Annotated in this window: 18 protein-coding genes; 8 read left to right on the top strand and 10 right to left on the bottom strand. The window is 68.5% G+C overall.

The genetic code is table 11. From position 1 onward, the window contains the following. Together KGQ19_RS07075 and KGQ19_RS07070 are read right to left on the bottom strand one after the other, a co-directional pair. On the bottom strand, positions 1-1,618 hold a 1,618-nt coding region (locus KGQ19_RS07075; protein ID WP_212008269.1), incomplete at its 3' end, for a SpoIIE family protein phosphatase. A gap of 158 nt (positions 1,619-1,776) precedes the next feature. After that, a complete protein-coding gene (locus KGQ19_RS07070) occupies positions 1,777-2,199 on the bottom strand; it encodes a (deoxy)nucleoside triphosphate pyrophosphohydrolase (protein ID WP_212008268.1) in 423 nt (140 codons plus the stop codon). A 74-nt stretch (positions 2,200-2,273) separates the two neighbouring features. Here KGQ19_RS07070 and KGQ19_RS07065 point away from each other — a divergent pair, with 74 nt between their 5' ends. Beyond that, positions 2,274-2,579 (top strand): 4a-hydroxytetrahydrobiopterin dehydratase, encoded by a 306-nt coding sequence (locus KGQ19_RS07065; RefSeq protein WP_212008267.1) that lies wholly within the window; start codon positions 2,274-2,276, stop codon positions 2,577-2,579. A gap of 199 nt (positions 2,580-2,778) precedes the next feature. Here the strand turns inward: KGQ19_RS07065 and KGQ19_RS07060 are convergent, their stop codons facing one another. From KGQ19_RS07060 to trhA, 6 genes are all read right to left on the bottom strand, one after another. Then, positions 2,779-3,789 carry an inorganic phosphate transporter gene (locus KGQ19_RS07060; RefSeq protein WP_212008266.1) on the bottom strand — a complete coding sequence of 337 codons (1,011 nt, stop codon included), beginning with the start codon at positions 3,787-3,789 and terminating at the stop codon, positions 2,779-2,781. A 3-nt stretch (positions 3,790-3,792) separates the two neighbouring features. Beyond that, positions 3,793-4,425 (bottom strand): DUF47 domain-containing protein, encoded by a 633-nt coding sequence (locus KGQ19_RS07055; RefSeq protein ID WP_212008265.1) that lies wholly within the window; start codon positions 4,423-4,425, stop codon positions 3,793-3,795. Between the two features lie 315 nt (positions 4,426-4,740). Continuing rightward, a complete protein-coding gene (locus tag KGQ19_RS07050) occupies positions 4,741-4,956 on the bottom strand; it encodes a hypothetical protein (RefSeq protein WP_194897780.1) in 216 nt (71 codons plus the stop codon). 89 nt (positions 4,957-5,045) lie between these two features. Continuing rightward, complete coding sequence (locus KGQ19_RS07045) at positions 5,046-6,089, bottom strand: hypothetical protein (protein ID WP_212008264.1); 1,044 nt, start codon at positions 6,087-6,089, stop codon at positions 5,046-5,048. A 104-nt stretch (positions 6,090-6,193) separates the two neighbouring features. Continuing rightward, positions 6,194-6,955: a helix-turn-helix domain-containing protein gene (locus tag KGQ19_RS07040; RefSeq protein ID WP_368862065.1), complete on the bottom strand. Its 762-nt coding sequence runs from the start codon at positions 6,953-6,955 to the stop codon at positions 6,194-6,196. Positions 6,956-7,186: 231 nt separating this feature from the next. Beyond that, entirely contained in the window at positions 7,187-7,855 is a 669-nt protein-coding gene (gene trhA, locus KGQ19_RS07035; protein ID WP_212008262.1) for a PAQR family membrane homeostasis protein TrhA, read from the bottom strand. 240 nt (positions 7,856-8,095) lie between these two features. On the opposite strand from trhA, the gene KGQ19_RS07030 reads away from it, so the two are divergent. The 6 genes from KGQ19_RS07030 (at position 8,096) to KGQ19_RS07005 (ending at position 16,374) form a co-directional block, all read left to right on the top strand. Continuing rightward, complete coding sequence (locus KGQ19_RS07030; protein WP_230418283.1) at positions 8,096-9,949, top strand: phosphoenolpyruvate carboxykinase (GTP); 1,854 nt, start codon at positions 8,096-8,098, stop codon at positions 9,947-9,949. 208 nt (positions 9,950-10,157) lie between these two features. Then, positions 10,158-10,937 carry an isoprenyl transferase gene (locus KGQ19_RS07025; RefSeq protein ID WP_212008261.1) on the top strand — a complete coding sequence of 260 codons (780 nt, stop codon included), beginning with the start codon at positions 10,158-10,160 and terminating at the stop codon, positions 10,935-10,937. Between the two features lie 243 nt (positions 10,938-11,180). Next, positions 11,181-12,515, top strand: a complete 1,335-nt coding sequence (gene phoH2, locus KGQ19_RS07020) for an RNA 5'-3' helicase PhoH2 (protein WP_212008260.1) — start codon at positions 11,181-11,183, stop codon at positions 12,513-12,515. Between the two features lie 343 nt (positions 12,516-12,858). After that, entirely contained in the window at positions 12,859-13,737 is an 879-nt protein-coding gene (locus KGQ19_RS50905; RefSeq protein WP_212008259.1) for a transglycosylase SLT domain-containing protein, read from the top strand. Positions 13,738-14,091: 354 nt separating this feature from the next. Further along, the gene (locus KGQ19_RS07010) at positions 14,092-15,000 is read left to right on the top strand and encodes an aggregation-promoting factor C-terminal-like domain-containing protein (RefSeq protein ID WP_212008258.1); all 909 of its coding nucleotides are present in this window, start codon (positions 14,092-14,094) and stop codon (positions 14,998-15,000) included. Between the two features lie 156 nt (positions 15,001-15,156). Further along, entirely contained in the window at positions 15,157-16,374 is a 1,218-nt protein-coding gene (locus KGQ19_RS07005; protein ID WP_212008257.1) for a low temperature requirement protein A, read from the top strand. Here KGQ19_RS07005 and ahpD read toward each other — a convergent pair. Next, positions 16,371-16,901 (bottom strand): alkylhydroperoxidase, AhpD family, encoded by a 531-nt coding sequence (gene ahpD, locus KGQ19_RS07000; RefSeq protein WP_212008256.1) that lies wholly within the window; start codon positions 16,899-16,901, stop codon positions 16,371-16,373. The genes KGQ19_RS07005 and ahpD overlap by 4 nt on opposite strands. Continuing rightward, positions 16,901-17,467 carry a peroxiredoxin gene (locus KGQ19_RS06995; protein WP_212008255.1) on the bottom strand — a complete coding sequence of 189 codons (567 nt, stop codon included), beginning with the start codon at positions 17,465-17,467 and terminating at the stop codon, positions 16,901-16,903. Before KGQ19_RS06995 ends, ahpD begins: the two co-directional genes overlap by 1 nt. On the opposite strand from KGQ19_RS06995, the gene KGQ19_RS06990 reads away from it, so the two are divergent. Continuing rightward, complete coding sequence (locus KGQ19_RS06990) at positions 17,451-18,065, top strand: hypothetical protein (RefSeq protein ID WP_212008254.1); 615 nt, start codon at positions 17,451-17,453, stop codon at positions 18,063-18,065. The genes KGQ19_RS06995 and KGQ19_RS06990 overlap by 17 nt on opposite strands. The last annotated feature ends 137 nt before the right edge of the window (positions 18,066-18,202 follow it).

The following is an 18,202-nucleotide window of genomic DNA, read 5'->3' as shown; positions in this document are numbered from 1 at the left end:
CCCCCATCACGTCCCCGACCACCAGCGCCACCCGGGCCCCGGACAGCTGGATCACGTCGAACCAGTCCCCGCCGACCTCGGCACCGACCGACCCCGGCAGGTACCGGTAGGCCACCTCCACCCCCGGCAGGCTCGGGATCCGCTGCGGCAGCAAGGCCCGCTGCAACATCAGCGCGGTGGTCCGCTCCCGGTAGTACAGCCGCCCGTTGTCGATCGACACCGCGGCCCGCGTCGTGATCTCCTCGGCGACCTCGATGTCCTCCGACTCGAACGGCGGGCTGTCCGGATGCCGGTGGAAGTGCACCACCCCGAGCAGCGCCTCGCGGGCCCACAACGGCACCAGGATCGAATCCCCGCCGGTCGGCTGCCACAACAGCGTCCCGTCGACCGACCGGATCGGCTCCTTGGCGACCGCGCTGATCCCCGCCGAGGAGTGCCACGCCGCGCCGCCCAGCATCCGGTCACTGATGTCCGGATCGGTCGACCACGCGCTGAACCCCTCGGCCCGCACCGGATCCGGGACGGCGCCGAACCCCTCGTGCACCAGCACCCGACGCCTGCGCACCGGGGCCAGCCACACCGGCCCGACCGGGCCGATCCGCTCGTCGAAGACCTCTTCCTTGATCTCGATGACGATCGCGTCCGCGAAGTCCGGCACCGCGACGTCGGCCAGCTCCCGCGCCGTCCGCTCGACGTCCAGCGCCGTCCCCATCCGCGACCCGGCCTTGTTCACCAGCGCCAGCCGGCGCCGCGCGCCGGCCGCGGCCGCCGCCGCGCGATGCCGGTCGGTGACGTCGAGAATCAGCCCGGACAGACCGATGACCTCACCGTCCGGTCCGTGCAGCCGGTTGTAGCTGACGGACCACACCCGCTCCTCGTCGGAAGCCGGCGTGAAACCGCCGTACTGCTCGTCCACCACCGGGATCCCGGTGCGCAGCACCTCGTCGGGGATCTCCTCCAGCCGCGGGTCCACACCGGGCAGCACCTCGCGCACCCGCTTGCCGATGTGCTCCGAGACCGGCAGCCCGTTGATCTCCTCCAGGGCGCGGTTCAGGCGGACGTACCGCCCCTGCTCGTCGTACACCACGATCCCGACCGGGAACTGCTCGAACAGCGAGTCCAGCACGGCCCGGTCCCGCGTGAACCGGATCAGGTCCTCGGCGGAGTTGGCGTAGCCGAACACCACGACGTGCCCCGCGCCGTCCCGCAGCCCCATGAGATGCACGTCGACCGGCACGCTCGCCCCGCTCGGCGTGATCGCGTCCAACGCCCCGCGCGCGTCGTCCCCGGACTGGACCGCCGCGACCATCCGGTCGGCGGCTTCCCGGTCGGCGGGCCGGAACATCGCGTGGAACGGCTTGCCGATCATCTCCGTACGCTGCCATCCCAGCAGCTCCTCGGCGTTCAGCCGGAACTCGCGGATGGTCCCCTCGCCGTCCAGCATGAAGGTCGCGGACCGCACCCGCTCGATGACCCCGGCCATCCGCCCCAGCTGCCGCTGCGCGTCGCCCTCGGACCCCTGCCCGAACACCGAGGTGGTCATCGCCCACCCCGGTCCGCGCCACCCGGGGTTGTCCAGCCGCTCCCGGTGGGGCTGCTGCTCTGGCGCGTCGGACATCGGGCGGACTTCGATTCTGTGTTGTCTGAGAATCTGTGTTGTCTGAGAATCTGTGCGGTCGCCGAACCCCGCGCTGTTGCGGATCCGGGTCTTCCGTGATCCTTCCCGGTATGCCGCACTCTCAAGCAATTGATCAGACTTTCACACTATGAGAGCAGTCACAGGTTTGACCAGGGAATACGACTCAATTCCAGGACGATGGGAACGTCCGGTGTCAGCCAGTCAAGGCCCGGTAACCCCGCGCGCGGAACCCACGCCAGAAGATCGTGGTCCTCCAGCGGCGAAGGCTCCGGCTGCCCGGGTTCCAGCCGCGCCAGGAACACCCGCAACGTGAACCGGTCGTCGATCCGCGCGTCGGCGCCGACCTGCTCCCCGACCCGCACCTCGACGCCCAACTCCTCGCGGCACTCACGCACCACGGCCTCGGCGTCGCTCTCCCCGGCCTCGACCTTCCCGCCGGGGAACTCCCACTTCCCGGCCAGGTGGGCCGGGGCCGACCGGCGCGCGCACAGTACGGAGTCCTCGCGGGCGATAGCCGCTCCGACCACGGTCACTGGGGTCTGATCACTCCCGGAAGTCATCCCGGGAGTCTAGGCCGATCACGCTCCGTCACCACCTACTGGCCCCCTCTTGGCAACGGGACGACAATGAGCCCATGCGCATACTCGAGCAAGAGGAGATCTCCCCGTTGTTGGCGGACCACCCGGAGTGGACCGGCGGCGCGGAACATCTCGCGCGGGTGTTCACCGCCGCGGACTTCCCCGCGGCCATCGCCGTGGTGGACAATGTGGCGGTGATCGCCGAGGAGCTGAACCACCACCCCGACATCGACATCCGCTGGCGCACCCTGCGGTTCTGCCTCTCGACGCACTCCGCGGGCGGCGTCACCGACCTGGACCTGGAGCTGGCCCGGCGGATCGAGGACGTGCTCGCCACGCAGGCTCGCGCGCAGGGCCGTTAGGCGCAGCCCGTTAAGCGCAGGCCCGTCAGAGGCGCAGGCCCGTTAGAAGGCGGCGGCCTTCGGAGTTCCGCGGAACCGGCAGGTGCACTGGACCAGCCGGCGGCATCGGCGGCATCGGCGGCATCAGCGGCATCAGCCACTGGGGACAGCGCCAGGCGCACCGGCGTCACCGGCCAGCGGCCGCGACCCGGCTACCCGGCTACCCGAAGATCGCGTGCGTGATCCACCAGACCAGGGCCGCGCAGGCCCCGGCACACGGCAGCGTGAAGATCCACGCCCAGAAGATGTTCCGGGCCACGCCCCAGCGCACCGCGGTCTTCCGCTTCGTCGCGCCGACGCCCATGATCGAGCCGGTGATGATCTGCGTGGTGGAAACCGGCGCGTTCCACACGAACGCGGTGAAGTACAGCACGCCGGAGGCCACGGTCTCGGCGGCGAAGCCGCGCGGCGGGTCCAGCTCGATGATCTTGCGGCCCAGGGTGCGCATGATCCGCCAGCCGCCGGCCCAGGTGCCCAGCGAGATCGCGCAGGCACTGGCCAGCAGCACCCAGTTCGGCACGCCGGACTTGCTGGTCGCGTGCCCGCCGGCGATCAGCGCCATCATGATCACGCCGATCGTCTTCTGCGCGTCCTGGATGCCGTGGCCCAGCGCCATCGCCGCGGCCGAGATCGTCTGCGAGATCCGGAACCCGCGCGTCACCCGCCCCGGATGCGCCCGCCGGAACGCCCACAGGATCCCGACCATCAGGAAGAACGCCAGCACGAACCCGACGAGCGGCGAGGTCACCATCGGCAGGATGACCTTCTCCCAGACGCCCTTCCACTCGACCGTGATCCCGGCGGCCAGCCCGGCGCCGATCATCCCGCCGATCAGCGCGTGCGAGGACGAGGAGGGCAGCCCGTAGTACCAGGTCACCACGTTCCACACGATCGCCCCGATGAGCAGTGAGAACACGATCCACAGCCCGGCGTCCCCGCCGGGGGTCTTGATGATCCCCTTGGTGATGGTCGAGGCCACCCCGCCGCCGAGCCGCAGCCCGATGTAGGAGCCGAGCAGGTTCATCACCGCGGCCATCGCCAGCGCGGCCCGCGGGGTCAGCGCCCGGGTGGACACCGAGGTGGCGATCGCGTTCGCCGAGTCGTGGAAGCCGTTGGTGTAACTGAACCCCAGGGCGACGGCCACCACCGTGACCAGGCCGAGCCAGTGCACCGGTCAGGACTCCTTGACGACGATGGACTCGACCGTGTTCGCCACGTGCTCGAAGGCGTCGGCCGCGGCCTCCAGGGAGTCCACGACTTCCTTGAGCTTCATGACGGTCAGCGCGTCGTACTCCCCGGAGAACAGGTGCGCCAGCAGCTTGCGGTAGGACTGGTCGCCGGCGTTCTCCAGCCGGTTGACCTCGATCCAGTATTCGGACAGGTCCTTCATGCCGCGCAGCCTGCGCATCGCCTCGGCCGTCAGCTCCGCGGCCCGCACCAGCGTGTCCACCTGATCGGCCACCCCGGCCGGCAGGGTCTGGATGCCGTAGAGGTTGACCAGGTCGACGGCTTCCTCCATCTCGTCCATGACGTCGTCGAGCGTGGAGGCCAGCGCGTAGATGTCCTCGCGGTCGAACGGCGTGATGAACGAGGAGTTCAGGGTGTTGTAGATCTTGTGCGTGGTGTCGTCGCAGGCGTGCTCCGCGGCCCGCATCCGATCGGCGATCTTGGCCCGCTCCGCCCCGGCCCCGGGCCCGGTCGCGCCGAGCAGTTCGGTGAGGATGCCGGCCCCGACGACGAGGTGGTCAGCCTGCTCGGCGAACAGGTCGTAGAAGCTGGTCTCCCTGGGGGTCAGACGCAGTTTCACTGGAAGTCTCCGGGTTTTCAGTTGCCGTTAATCCGGGCAGCGGCTGATTGTTCTGGCTTGTTCGCCGTAAGGATGCTAGGTGCTCAACCTACCCAGCGCACAACCCAGTCACTACTGTCGCGGCCGTCACTGAGGCTGTGTCCGGCGCCGGGGGTGATCTCCGGGGGCCCAGATGTGATTTTCGCCATGCCGACGTGGCGCCGGCGTGGCTGGCACGGCGCGGGCGCTGCGCTGATCCCCGGCGGAGTCGAGGGCCGAGGGTTGAGGGTAGCGGGGGCGGAGGTCGCGGGCTGAGGCGCGAACGGCCGAGGTCAGCTAGTTCCGGTCCCGCTTGGGATCGGTCGGCGGCAGCCCCAGCGCGCGGTCGATGACCGCCCAGTCCAAGCGCTTCTCGCTGCCAGGGTGCTCGGCGACGACCTGCAACAGGTCGCCGTACAGCCGGATCTCGTCGAGCGCCGAGCCGTCGTACACCGAGGGCAGCGCACCGTAGCGGCCGTACGCCGAACCAGAATCGTGCTGGTAGAGCGTCATGGCTGAATCACCGCCCGTCGTCGCGACCCCTTGGTCCCCGACGGTGGAGCCTATTGCGTACCGAGGCCTGCGGGTATGGCCCAACAGGACTATTTGTGAGAACGAGTGGGGCTAGAAGGGTGAGTCGACGGGGTGATCGAACGCCGCCGCTCCGGGCTGCTCTCGGTCCCGGCCGGCGTCCCGACCGCCGCACCGGACGCCGCCGGCGAACCGGACGCCGACCCCGATGCCGACCCCGCCGCCGAACCCGCGACGGTCGGCATCACGACCGTGACCGGCGTCCCGAACCCGTAGAGCTCGGTGGCCGAGGTGACCTGGGCGACCGGCTTGGTCGTCGGATTCTCGACGAAGGAGAAGTCGGCGACGAAACGCCGCAATCGGCCCTGTCCGTCCAGATACGCGTCGAACGGGACCTTGGTCGTCGTGAACGCGCGCGCGGCGTTGGTCAGCGCCTGCTTGTCGGCCGCGGCGTCCTGCGCGGCGGCGCCGCCGTCCTCGGCCATCGCCTGTCCGGCCAAAGCCGTCGCCGCCTGCGTCAGATCGAGGGTGCCCTGATAGTGCGCCACCGGGGTCCCGCGCACCGAGTCCTGGCCGACGTACTTCACGCCGCCCTGCATACCGCCGAGCATCGCGAACACCAGCGAGGGCTCGGTGGCCCCGCCGGAGATCAGGTTGCCGTCGGAGACGTTGGCGGTGGCCATCTTGGTCCAGGCCGTGGCCGGAGCCGCGGCGGCGGTCGCGGTCGCCGTGGTGGCGCTGCGGCGCAGGTACACCGTGGACGGGGTCAGCACCTCGTTCAGCGTCCCGGTCGGCACCGTGAGGTCGACCGAGCCGACCTGCTTGCCGAAGTCGAAGAGCCCGGTGCCGTGCATGGTCAGCGTCTGCGCGGCGACCGCGGGCGTCCGGCCCCGCGCCGGGGTCGCCGGGCTGGCGACCGTGACCACGGTGTCGACCTGCGCGGTCCCGGCCTGCCGGGTGGCCGCGGCCGCGCCGGTGACCGCCGCGGCCGGTGCCGTGTGCAGATCGACGGCGTTGGCGGAGCCGCCGGATCCGAACATGCTCATCACGCCGGCGGCGACGACGGCCAGTCCGCTGACCGAGGAGACCCCGATGGCGATACGGCGACGGTTCACGGCTTCCCCCTGGTGGGTGCGGCGGGTTTGTAGCTGCCCAACGAGCCACACCGAGGGTGGTTACGTGATGACGCGCCGATACCACCGGATCGGAGGAACCTGTGCTAAATACGAGCGGCGTACTCCCGCAACGCTTCCCCGGTCACCTCGTCCGCCGGGAAGAACGTCTCCAACTGCATGTCCGCCAGCGTCAGGTCGGCTGCCGAGCCGAACACCGCGGTGCAGCTGAAGAACGTCAGCACCTGTCCGTCACGACGGAAGCGGAACGGCAGCACGACCCCCGCGTACAGGTCCGGCTCCGGCTCCGGTTCGGGATGCGGATAGGCGACGCACTCCTTCAGCAACGCGGTCAGCTCCGGATCCCCGGAGGCCGCCGCCCGCCGGCTCAGCGCCCGCAACAACCGGTCCCGGGCCTCGCCGTGGTTCACCAGGTGCGGCGCCAGACCTTCGGGATGCAGCGTGAGCCGCACCGTGTTCCCGCCGCCGGCCAACAGATGCGGTGCCACCAGATCGGTGAAGATGCCGACCGTCTTGTTGGCCTCGATGATGTTGGAGTGCTGGTCGTGCATCAGCGCCGGATACGGCAGATGCCCGGTGAGGACCACGTCGATCGCCCGCCGCACCGCGGCCATCTCCGGACTGGCCAGCGGCCGGGCCTTGAACTCCGGGGCGTAGCCGGCGGCGACCAGCAGCTTGTTCCGGTCGCGCAGCGGGACCTGCAACTCGTCGGCCAGCCGCAGCACCATGTCCCGGCTGGGCTTGGCGCGGCCGGTCTCCATGAAGCTCAGATGGCGGGTGGACACCCCGCTGGCCGAGGACAGGTCGAGCTGGCTGACGCTCCGGGTCCGGCGCCAGGCCCGCAGCATGGCGCCGAATTCGCCGGACTCGGTCGGCGGCTGCTTCTTGAGCTGGGCCGGGCTCGGGGCGGTCGGGACGGTGGTCCGGGGCGCGGCGATGGTCGCGGTGCTCATGCCGGTCACGATACGGAGCCCGGCGTGACTGTTCGAGCCGGAGCCGCCCGACCGGTGGGCGTCAGCTCCGGCGCAGCATCAGAGCACTCTTATATAAGGACACGATTTCGACCCTGCGCGGCGGCCCTACATGGCGGCCATCGACACCCCGATGAAGTGCAGCGAGAACGCCGCGATCGTCAGCGTGTGGAACACCTCGTGGAACCCGAACCAGCGCGGCGACAGGTCCGGCCGCTTCGTGCCGTAGACCAGCGCGCCGACCGAGTACAGCAGCCCGCCGACGACCATCATGACCAGGATCGCGACCCCGCCGGAGTGCAGGAACTGCGGCAGGAAGAACACCGCGGCCCAGCCCAGCGCCACGTAGCACGGCGTGTAGATCCAGCGCGGCGCCTTCAGCCAGAAGACCCGGAACGCTATGCCCGCGAGAGCGCCGACCCAGACGGTGTACAGCAGCGCGCGCTCGGCGCTGCCGTGCAGCAGGAGCACCGTGAACGGCGTGTAGGTCCCGGCGATGATCAGGAAGATGTTCGCGTGGTCCAGCCGCCGCAGTATGGCCTCGCCGCGCGGGCCCCAGTTACGCCGGTGGTACAGCGCCGAGGTGCCGAACAGCATCACGGCGGAGAACGCGAAGACCGCGGAGGCCACCCGGGCCCGGCCGTTGTCGGCCAGCGCGATCAGCACGATCCCGCCGGCCAGGGCCAGCGGCGCCGTGCACAGGTGCAGCCAGCCGCGCAGCTTCGGTTTCAGCGGAGCGACGGCGTTCGATACGGGATTCGTCAGCGGCGTCGTCATGCCACCCGACAGTAACTTACGGAAGCGTAACTTCGATAGGGCCGACCACCGTACATCGGCAGAACAGTCCGGAAACCGTGCAGAGCAGGACACCGTGTCGAACCGAGTGTGACGAACCAGCCATCGCCGACTATCCACCATGTGGACGCCCGTGGGTACACTCCGAAATACCCTCATACATCGACCGGGGCCGGCTACCAGTGCGGATGGGAAACGGACCCGGTGTCTTAGGAGCGCGCCATGACTGACGTGTCCACAAAAACCGTGCCCGCGAACAGCCTCGCGGCCATACCGGGGCTCGACGCCGCCCCGACGGGCCACGCCGCCCTCAAGGCGTGGGTCGCGGAGATCGCCGAGCTCACCCAGCCCGATTCCGTCGTGTGGTGCGACGGCTCGGACGCCGAGTGGGACCGGCTGACCGCCCTGCTGGTCGAGCAGGGCACCTTCACCCGGCTGAACGAGGCCAAGCGTCCGAACAGCTTCTACGCCAAGTCCGACCCGAGCGACGTCGCGCGCGTCGAGGGCCGTACCTATATCTGCTCGCAAGAACAGTCCGACGCCGGCCCCACCAACAACTGGATGGCCCCGGCCGAGATGAAGCAGACGCTGCACGGCCTGTTCGCCGGCAGCATGCACGGCCGCACGATGTACGTCGTGCCCTTCTCGATGGGCCCGATCGGCTCGCCGCTGTCGGCGATCGGCGTGGAGCTGACCGACTCCCCGTACGTGGTGGTCTCGATGCGCGTGATGACCCGGATGGGTCAGAAGGTGCTGGACGAGCTCGGCACGGACGGCGAGTTCGTCAGGGCCGCGCACACCGTCGGCGCCCCGCTGGAAGCCGGCCAGGCCGACGTGCCGTGGCCGTGCAACACCACCAAGTACATCACCCACTTCCCGGAGACCCGCGAGATCTGGTCCTACGGGTCGGGGTACGGCGGCAACGCCCTGCTCGGCAAGAAGTGCTACGCGCTGCGCATCGCCTCGGTGATGGCCCGGGACGAGGGCTGGCTGGCCGAGCACATGCTGATCCTGAAGCTGACGCCGCCCTCCGGCCGGGCGAAGTACGTGGCCGCGGCGTTCCCGAGCGCCTGCGGCAAGACCAACCTGGCGATGCTCACCCCGACCATCCCGGGCTGGAAGGTCGAGACCGTCGGCGACGACATCGCCTGGATGCGCTTCGGGCAGGACGGCCGGCTGTACGCCATCAACCCGGAGGCCGGCTTCTTCGGCGTCGCCCCGGGCACCGGCCGGGAGACCAACGCCAACGCGATCGACACCCTCTACGCGAACTCGGTGTTCACCAACGTCGCGCTGACCGACGACGGCGACGTGTGGTGGGAGGGCATGACCGAGGACAAGCCCGCGCACCTGACCGACTGGAAGGGCCGGGACTGGACCCCGGACAGCGACGAGCCGGCCGCGCACCCCAACGCCCGGTTCTGCGTGCCCGCCGCGCAGTGCCCGACCATCGCCGAGGAGTGGGAGGACCCCGCGGGCGTCCCGATCTCGGCGATCCTGTTCGGCGGCCGCCGCGCCACCGCCGTCCCGCTGGTCACCGAGTCCTTCTCCTGGCAGCACGGCGTCTTCCTGGGCGCCAACGTGGCCAGCGAGAAGACCGCCGCGGCCGAGGGCGTGGCCGGCGAGCTGCGCCACGACCCGTTCGCGATGCTGCCGTTCTGCGGCTACAACATGGGCGACTACTTCGGCCACTGGCTGCGGATCGGTGAGAAGACCGAGGCCGACAAGCTGCCGAAGATCTACTACGTCAACTGGTTCCGCAAGGGTGCCGGCGGCAAGTTCCTGTGGCCCGGCTTCGGCGAGAACTCGCGCGTCCTGAAGTGGGTCGTGGACCGCCTGGAGGGCACCGCCGAGGGCGTGCAGTCCCCGATCGGCGTGCTGCCGACCAGGGACTCGCTGGACCTGACCGGCCTGGACCTGTCCGAGGCCGACCTGGACGTGCTGCTCAGCGTCGACAAGGACGTCTGGAAGCAGGAGGCGGCGCAGATCCCGGCGCACTTCGACCGGTTCGGCGACCACCTGCCGGCCGAGCTCACGGCCGAGTACGAGGCTCTGGTGTCCCGGCTGGAGAGCTAGCCCACCCGCGCTGGAGAGCCGGCACAGCCAGGTTCGCCGCCAGGCCCGTCCCCCAGGGGGCGGGCCTGGTCGCGTCAAGCGACCACCGGCGGTCTTCACGAAACCCGCACCCAAGGGTTTGCTGAAGCCCGTGTCGAGACGCGCCGGGACTCCGATAACCTCGTTGCGTCCCCGAAGACGCCCATGTCCCCCCGAAAGGCGCCGTGCTGTGAGCCTGCGAGACGTCGCCTACAGCCTGTACGAACGGCGCCTGGCGGCCCGGCTGCACACCGACGTCCAGCGGGGCAAGAAGAAGGTCCCGCGGCACATCGGCGTCATCATGGACGGCAACCGCCGCTGGGCCAAGCAGATGGGCGAGCAGATCGCCACCGGCCACCAGCGCGGCGCGGACAAGATCCACGAGGTCCTGGACTGGGCCGAGGAGGCCGGGGTCGAGACGGTCACGCTGTGGCTGTTCTCCACCGACAACTTCAACCGGCCGCCGGAGGAACTGACCGACCTGCTGCGGATCATCGAGGGGTCGGTCCGCTCGCTGGCCGACACCGGCCGCTGGCGGGTGCACCCGCTGGGCGCGCTGGACCTGCTGCCGGCCGACTTCGCCCGGCACCTGAAGGAGATCGAGGAGCAGACCCGGGACAACCCGGGGATCCACGTGAACGTCGCCATCGGCTACGGCGGCCGCCAGGAGATCGCCGACGCGGTGCGCTCGCTGCTCGCCGACGCCGCGGCCCGCGGCACCTCCATCGAGGACCTGGTGCAGATGCTCGACGTGGAGCACATCACGGAGCACCTGTACACGCAGGGCCAGCAGGACCCCGACCTGATCATAAGGACCTCCGGGGAACAGCGTCTGAGCGGTTTCATGCTCTGGCAGAGCGCCCACAGCGAGTTCTACTTCTGTGAGGCGTACTGGCCGGCCTTCCGCAAGGTCGACTTCCTGCGGGCGCTGCGCGACTACGCGAACCGGCACCGCCGTTACGGCTCCTAGAGCGGCGTTCGCGGCGGTACCCGACGCCGGCCCATTCCTTAACAACGCCACAGAATCTCGCGCGCATTCTGTTACGTAGTGTTATCACTACTGGTCAGAACCGTGACAAGAACGGACAGTGCGTTTAGCCCCATCAGGTGACGGGAACTTCCCAGACGTGCCGGTGGAGCAAGGTCGACTCACACAGATGGCTGTGACGGGTCCGCTCCCCGGCGTTTGTCGCTTCTGGGGAGACAGACAACAGTGGCAGCTACCCCTCGCCGCCGCGCCTCCACCAAGGCCCGGCGCCGCACCTACGTCCTCGACACCAGCGTCCTGCTCGCCGACCCGTCGGCGCTGACCAGGTTCGCCGAACACGAGGTCGTCGTCCCGATCGTGGTCGTGACCGAGTTGGAGGCCAAACGGCATCACCCCGAGCTCGGCTACTTCGCCCGCAACGCGTTGCGGATGCTGGACGAGATGCGGATCACCCACGGGCGCCTGGACGCCCCGATCCCCGTCGGCGAGACCGGCGGAACCCTGCGTGTGGAGCTCAACCACACCGATCCCGAAGGCCTGCCGCCGGGCTTCCGCCTCGGCGACAACGACTCCCGGATCCTGGCCGTGGCCTGCAACCTGCGGGCCGAGGGCCTGGACGTGACGCTGGTGAGCAAGGACCTGCCGATGCGGGTCAAGGCCAGCGCCGTGGGACTGGTCGCGGAGGAGTACCGCGCGGAGATCGCACTGGAAGCCGCGTCCGGCTGGACCGGCATGGCCGAGGTCGAAGTCGCGGCCGATTCCGTGAACGAGCTGTTCTCCTCAGGGCTCGTCGACATCCCCGAAGCCGCGGGGCTGCCCTGTCACACCGGATTGGTGTTGCTCTCCGAGCGTGGCAAAGCCCTGGGACGCGTGGCGCCGGACAAGAGAGTGCGTCTGGTACGCGGCGACCGCGACGTCTTCGGACTGCACGGCCGTTCCGCCGAACAACGCGTGGCGCTGGATCTGCTGTTGGATCCGGACATCGGCATCGTCTCGCTGGGCGGGCGGGCCGGCACCGGCAAGTCCGCGCTGGCCCTGTGCGCCGGCCTGGAATCGGTGATGGAGCGCCGACTGCATCGCAAGGTCGTGGTATTCCGGCCCTTGTACGCGGTCGGCGGCCAGGAACTCGGCTACCTGCCGGGCACCGAGAACGAGAAGATGTCGCCGTGGGGACAGGCGGTGTTCGACACCCTGTCCGCGCTGACCTCGCAGGCGGTCATCGACGAGGTCGTGGACCGCGGAATGCTGGAAGTGCTCCCGCTCACCCACATCCGCGGCCGGTCACTGCACGATTCCTTCGTCATCGTCGACGAAGCGCAATCACTTGAACGCAATGTGCTATTGACCGTTCTGTCCCGGATCGGCACGGGTTCGCGGGTTGTGCTCACCCACGATGTGGCGCAGCGTGACAATCTCCGTGTGGGGCGTTACGACGGCATCGTCTCCGTGGTGGAAAAGCTGAAGGGACACCCCCTGTTCGCCCATGTAACTCTCAGCCGGAGCGAAAGGTCCCCCATCGCCGCACTGGTGACAGAGTTGCTGGAGGAACTGGCGGTTTGAGTGCGGACCCCCCTCGTGCTGGGGTTATCACGCTCTGTCCACTGTGACACAGGACACGCCCGATTGAGTTGAAAAGGGACCAAAGGCCCTGCATCGTCGAATGCGTAAGACCCCGCGTCTGGCAATCGCATTCGACGATCCAGGGCCGAACGGCCGCCGGCGCCGGAAGCGAGAACCGGGAGCTTTCCCGGCTCGACTTTCGCTCTCGACTGCAATGAGTTATTGCATTGTCGCTGTCTGTGAACAGCCGATGAGTCGAGCCGCAGCGGGGTGAACCCACTTCGGAAGGCTCCCTTTGTTCTCCGTGCGGAATTCGGTGTCCAACAAAAACCCGGTGTCCGGTATGCGCATTTCCCGGACGAAGGCTCTGGCTGTCACCGGCGCTCTGGCCGTGACCGGCGCGTTCGTCGCCACCGGTGTGGCCGCTCACGCCTCGTCCGTCAACAACGGCAAGGCCGCCATGGCCGACGCCGCCGTCGTCTCCACTATGAAGGCCGACCAGGACAAGGCCGCGGGCACCGCCGCCGACGCCGCCCTGGCCCAGCGCACCGGCGCCGCCGAAGCCGCCAACCGCAGCGCCGAGCGCGCCGCCCTCCCGGCTGCCGCCCCGGCCGCCGACACCACGGTCGCCGCCCAGGCCGCCGCGCAGAAGGCCGCCACCGACAAGGCCGCGGCGGACGCCGCAGCCAAGGCCGCCGCTGACAAGGCCGCCGCCGACGCGGCCGCCAAGTCCGCGTCCGAGAAGGCCTCCGCTGAGAAGGCCGCCGCCGCCCAGGCTGCCGCCGCCCAGGCCGCCCAGGCCCAGGCCGCGGCCCAGGCGCAGGCCGCCGCCGCCGCGAAGGCCAAGGCCGCCGCCGCTGCCGCGACCCCGACCTACGCGAACAACCTGGACGGCTGGATCAAGCAGGCCGTCGCGATCCTGGACGCCAACGGCACCCCGACCTCGTACAACGCCGTCTACCAGGCCGCGATGCACGAGTCGGCGGGCAACCCGGGCGCCGTCAACGGCTGGGACTCCAACGCCGCCAAGGGCACCCCGTCGATCGGTCTGCTCCAGGTGATCCAGCCCACGTTCAACTCCTACATGCTCGCGGGCCACGGCAACATCTACAACCCGGTGGACAACATCATCGCCGGGGCGCGCTACGCCGCCGCCACCTACGGTTCGCTGGACAACGTCGTCGCCCAGCGCTGCGGCGGCTCCTGCTGGGTCGGCTACTAAGCCGGCGCCGAACAGCGCAGAAGCAGCACCTGACCGGTCACTCTCTCTGAGAGTGACCGGTCAATAACTCAATGTACTGTGACATTTCCGACCCTCTCCCGGCTTGAGTTCGATCTCACTTCCGGGAGAGGGTCGATTTCTGGAAGACCCCGCGCTCGGGCTCGCGGGACCAAGGTCCCTGTCAGGGACGTTGATCCACCAGGGGGTGGATGTGGCGGCGATGGTGCCGCCTATCCGTTCGCCCATGCGCCGCTCCATGAGGGAGCCGGCCGTTTCTTCCCACTCATCACGGGCGAATCCGTGCTGTGCGGAAACGGCTGTCGAAAAGGGGTGAGGCACTGCGAAAGGCAACTCTTGTCCAGCCATACTGGCCCTGAGCACGAGCACGACCCCGAGCACAACCCCACCTCGCAGGACCCGAAGTCCGGGATCGCGGGCGCCGCTTCGACGGCGGCGGGCAAAACCTTCTCGTTCATGACCGCCAAACTCCCTACCAAGACCTCCCGAATAGTCGCCGTCGCGGCGGCCGGCACCATGGTCCTGGCAGGTGCGGGCACCGCATACGCGGTCCACTCCAATGACGTCTCCAACCACAACAAGCAGGTGGCGGCCGCGCAGTTCGCGGCGGAGCAGAAGGCTGCGGCCGACAAGGCCGCCGCCGACGCCGCCGCTCAGGCAGCCGCCGAGAAGGCTGCCGCTGACAAGGCAGCCGCGGACAAGGCCGCTGCGGACAAGGCTGCCGCGGACGCCGCGGCGAAGGCCGCCGCGGACAAGGCTGCCGCCGATGCCGCCGCCAAGGCAGCGGCACAGAAGGCGGCGGCCGACAAGGCCGCAGCCGACCAGCGTGCCGCCGCGGCAGCCGCCGCGAACCGCGACGAGCAGCGCCAGCCGCTGCCGTCCAGCACGCCCACCCAGACCTCCACACCCACACCGACCCCGACGCCCACACCGAAGCCGACGACGCCCACCGGCTCGTACGGCTCGGCGCAAGCAATCGCGCAGTCGATGGTCCCGTCGGGCCAGTTCGAGTGCTTCTCGAACATCATCGAGCGCGAGTCCGGCTGGAACGTGCACGCCAGCAACCCCTCCTCCGGCGCCTACGGCCTCGGACAGGCCCTGCCGGGCAGCAAGATGGCCTCGGCCGGCTCGGACTGGGAGGACAACCCGACCACCCAGATCAAGTGGGTGCTGTCCTACATGGACTCCCGCTACGGCTCGCCGTGCGGTGCGTGGTCCTTCTGGCAGTCGCACAGCTGGTACTGATCCGCCGGCACTGCCCTGATGCACATCTGATCGGTACCTGATCGCTGCGTTCTCTGCGTACCGAACACACCGACGCCCCGTCCTTCCGCAAGACACTTGCGCACGGACGGGGCGTCCGTGTTCTTCGACGGGTCGCCGGTGTTCTTTAATGCAGCTATGCCGTCGTCCCCCGTCGCCCTGATCCGGCCCGTCCTGCTGCGCGACCCCACCGAGGAGGGACGCACCTCCACCACCCTGGAGCTGTTCTTCGACCTGGTCTTCGTGGTCACGATCAGCGCCATCGCGCAGCAGTGGCACCACGCCGTGACCGGCGGACACCTGACGCACGGCGTCATCTCCCTGTTCGAGATGGTGTTCGGCGTCTGGTGGGCGTGGATGGGGTTCACCTGGTACGCGAATTTCTTCGACCCCGACGACGTCCCCTACCGCCTGATGGTCCTGGTGCAGCTGCTGGCCTCCCTCGGCCTGGCCTCCGGCATCCCGTACATCTTCCAGCACGACGACTTCCGCATCGTCGTGGGCTGCTACGTGGTCATCCGCCTGGTGATGGCGGCCCAGTGGTTCCGCGCCGGCCGCGCCAACCCCGATCTGCGGCCCTTCTGCAACCGCTGGGCCTACGGCATCCTGATGGTCCAGATCGGCTGGATCCTGTTCGGCTTCGGCCTGCGCCACCTGACGCCGCTGGAGACGATCCCGTACTTCCTCCTGGGAGTGACCGTCGAACTCCTGGTCCCCGCCTGGGCCCAAGCCCTCGACGGCGCGCCCCAGGCGCACTCCGAGCACGTCGAGGAACGCTACGGCCTGTTCACGATCATCATCCTCGGCGAAATGGTCCTGGTCGCCTCCGACGCGTTCAACACCGCACTGTCGGACCACAAACACCTGGCGACGCTGATGATCGGCGCGATCAGCGCCGGAGTCCTGGCCTTCTGCCTGTGGTGGCTCTACTTCGGCTTCCTCGGCGAGTACGACCTGAGCCGCACCCGCACCGCGTTCATCTGGGGCTACGGCCACTACTTCGTCTACGGCACCCTCACCACGATCGGCGGCACCCTGGCCGCCCTCCTGGAACAAGTCGCCAGCGGCGACGAGCAACTGGGCCGCACCGCCACCGCCCTGACCCTGACCATCCCGGTCGCCGGCTTCCTGGCCGCCATCGCCCTGCTCCGCAAGGTCAGCGAATGGGCGACCTGCTCCCGCTGGCTCCAAGCAGCCGCCGCGGTCCTGGTGATCGGCACCGCCGCCGGCGCCGCCTGGGGCGCGATGTGGACCCTGCTGTCCGTATGCCTCGCGACCGCCGCCTTCCTCACTTCGGAGATCGTCACGAAGGGCAAGGCGGCGGCCAACCGCCGGCAAAACCAGGGTGCTGCTTAAGCCAGCGAGTCTTCCGCCTCCAGCGTCACAGCGACACTGTTGACGATGGCAGCAATCTTAACCGCCTCCTGCACCGTCTCCCGGGAGGCACCAGCCTTGACCAGAACCTGCTCATGCGACTCCAGGCACCGCTGGCACCCATTGATCGCCGAAACAGCCAACGACCACAACTCGAAGTCAAGCTTGTCCACCCCATGGCTCGCCATGAAGTTCATCCGCAACCCAGCCCGCAGATTCTGATACTCAGGATCCCCCAACAGATGCATCCCACGGTAGTACACGTTGTTCATCGCCATCATCGCCGCAGCACCCTTAGCCGCAACATAAGCAACGTCCGACAGCCGCGCCTTAGCCTCCGCCGACAACTCCGCAATGACCCGCGCATTCCGCGACGCAATAGCCGTCCCGAGAATCGCCCCCCACAACTGCTGCTCACTCAGCTTCGAAGTATTAACCATCGAGCTGAGATTCAGCTTGACATCCTTCGCGTACTCAGGCAGCGCTTCCTTCAGAACCTCGTACCCCATCAGGCGTTCAACAACTCCCGCACGACCAGCGTCTCATCGCCGGCCTTCCAGTTACACGGGCACAACTCATCAGTCTGCAACGCATCCAGCACCCGCAGCACCTCATCCACATTCCGCCCCACAGACCCGGCCGTCACCATGACGAACTGAACCTCATTGTTCGGATCAACAATGAACGTAGCCCGATCAGCAACCCCATCCTTGTTCAGCACACCACAACCAGCGGCCAACTCCCGCTTCACATCCGCCATCATCGGAAACGGCAACTCCCGCAGATCCTTGTGATCCAACCGCCAAGCCCGATGCACGAACTCGTTGTCGACCGAGACACCCAGCACCTGCGTATCCCGATCCTGGAACTCACCGTTCAGCTTCCCGAACGCCGCGATCTCGGTCGGACACACGAAGGTGAAGTCCTTGGGCCAGAAGAAGACGACCCGCCACTTCCCCGCATACGACCGGTCCGTGATCTGCACGAAAGCGTCCTCAGGATTCGCCTGATCGATGTCCACCACCGACGTCAGGTCGTAGGACGGGAACTGGTCACCGATGGTCAGCACGGCCACGGGGATCTCCTTGCTCGTGAGGGTTGCCTTGGACCGCGCTCCAGCAGGCCGGACGGCCGGCGAGCGCGACATGATCAGGCTTTCACGGGCGGGATTGATCAGTGAAATAGGCGCGAGTGCGAGTCGCGATAGGGAGAGCCGATCAATTGCTGACGCCCGGCCGTTCCGGCACGGTGCTGACGTCGCGCCCCGGCAGAACGAGGCAGCGCTGATTGAGGCGATCGGGCAGTTCTGGGCAGTTTCGCTACCGATCGACTTCGTGCAGGTCGCCGGCGCGTACGGCGATGCCTCCATCTCGGAGTACATCTACCTGTGCGGTTCCCGGACGCTTGAGTCATGCGCAGCAAGCATGGGGCCACTACTGGAACAGTCTTCGACGGTCCCGCACCTCATCCTGCCCACACCCGACGGAGCCCTGCTCTGGGGCAACATTCTCGAAGGCGACCAGCTGTTCCTTGTTCCTCGCGAAAACGGAGCCTGGACGGTATCCGCCTTCCGCCGCAACTGGCACGACTTCATCGACACCGACATGAGCTTCAGCGACTGGTTCTACCTCGCCCTCACAGGCCAGACCGGCAGCGACTGGCTACCAGACTGAGACCTGCTCCCACATCCCCTCGAACTCACGTGACCCCGACGTTCGGACCCGGTCCCGCGATGTGGGCGCCGAGGGCGACGATCGTCCCAGCATGCTGATGAGCCTCGGCCTCGCAACCACCACAGTTACTCCTGACT

The organism is Catenulispora pinistramenti (assembly GCF_018274385.1).
Lineage (GTDB): Bacteria > Actinomycetota > Actinomycetes > Streptomycetales > Catenulisporaceae > Catenulispora > Catenulispora pinistramenti.
The sequence above is the reverse complement of the archived record's forward strand: the minus strand, read 5'-3'. Positions and strand labels throughout refer to the sequence as shown.

Bases quoted from the DNA above. Each gene is read 5' to 3' on its own strand.
- KGQ19_RS07070 (WP_212008268.1), bottom strand. From the start codon at position 2,199: ATGACTTCCGGGAGTGATCAGACCCCAGTGACCGTGGTCGGAGCGGCT.
- KGQ19_RS07065 (WP_212008267.1), top strand. From the start codon at position 2,274: ATGCGCATACTCGAGCAAGAGGAGATCTCCCCGTTGTTGGCGGACCAC.
- KGQ19_RS07050 (WP_194897780.1), bottom strand. From the start codon at position 4,956: ATGACGCTCTACCAGCACGATTCTGGTTCGGCGTACGGCCGCTACGGT.
- KGQ19_RS07040 (WP_368862065.1), bottom strand. From the start codon at position 6,955: ATGCTGCGGGCCTGGCGCCGGACCCGGAGCGTCAGCCAGCTCGACCTG.
- trhA (WP_212008262.1), bottom strand. From the start codon at position 7,855: ATGACGACGCCGCTGACGAATCCCGTATCGAACGCCGTCGCTCCGCTG.
- KGQ19_RS07030 (WP_230418283.1), top strand. From the start codon at position 8,096: ATGACTGACGTGTCCACAAAAACCGTGCCCGCGAACAGCCTCGCGGCC.
- KGQ19_RS50905 (WP_212008259.1), top strand. From the start codon at position 12,859: ATGCGCATTTCCCGGACGAAGGCTCTGGCTGTCACCGGCGCTCTGGCC.
- KGQ19_RS07005 (WP_212008257.1), top strand. From the start codon at position 15,157: ATGCCGTCGTCCCCCGTCGCCCTGATCCGGCCCGTCCTGCTGCGCGAC.
- ahpD (WP_212008256.1), bottom strand. From the start codon at position 16,901: ATGGGGTACGAGGTTCTGAAGGAAGCGCTGCCTGAGTACGCGAAGGAT.
- KGQ19_RS06990 (WP_212008254.1), top strand. From the start codon at position 17,451: ATGGTCAGCACGGCCACGGGGATCTCCTTGCTCGTGAGGGTTGCCTTG.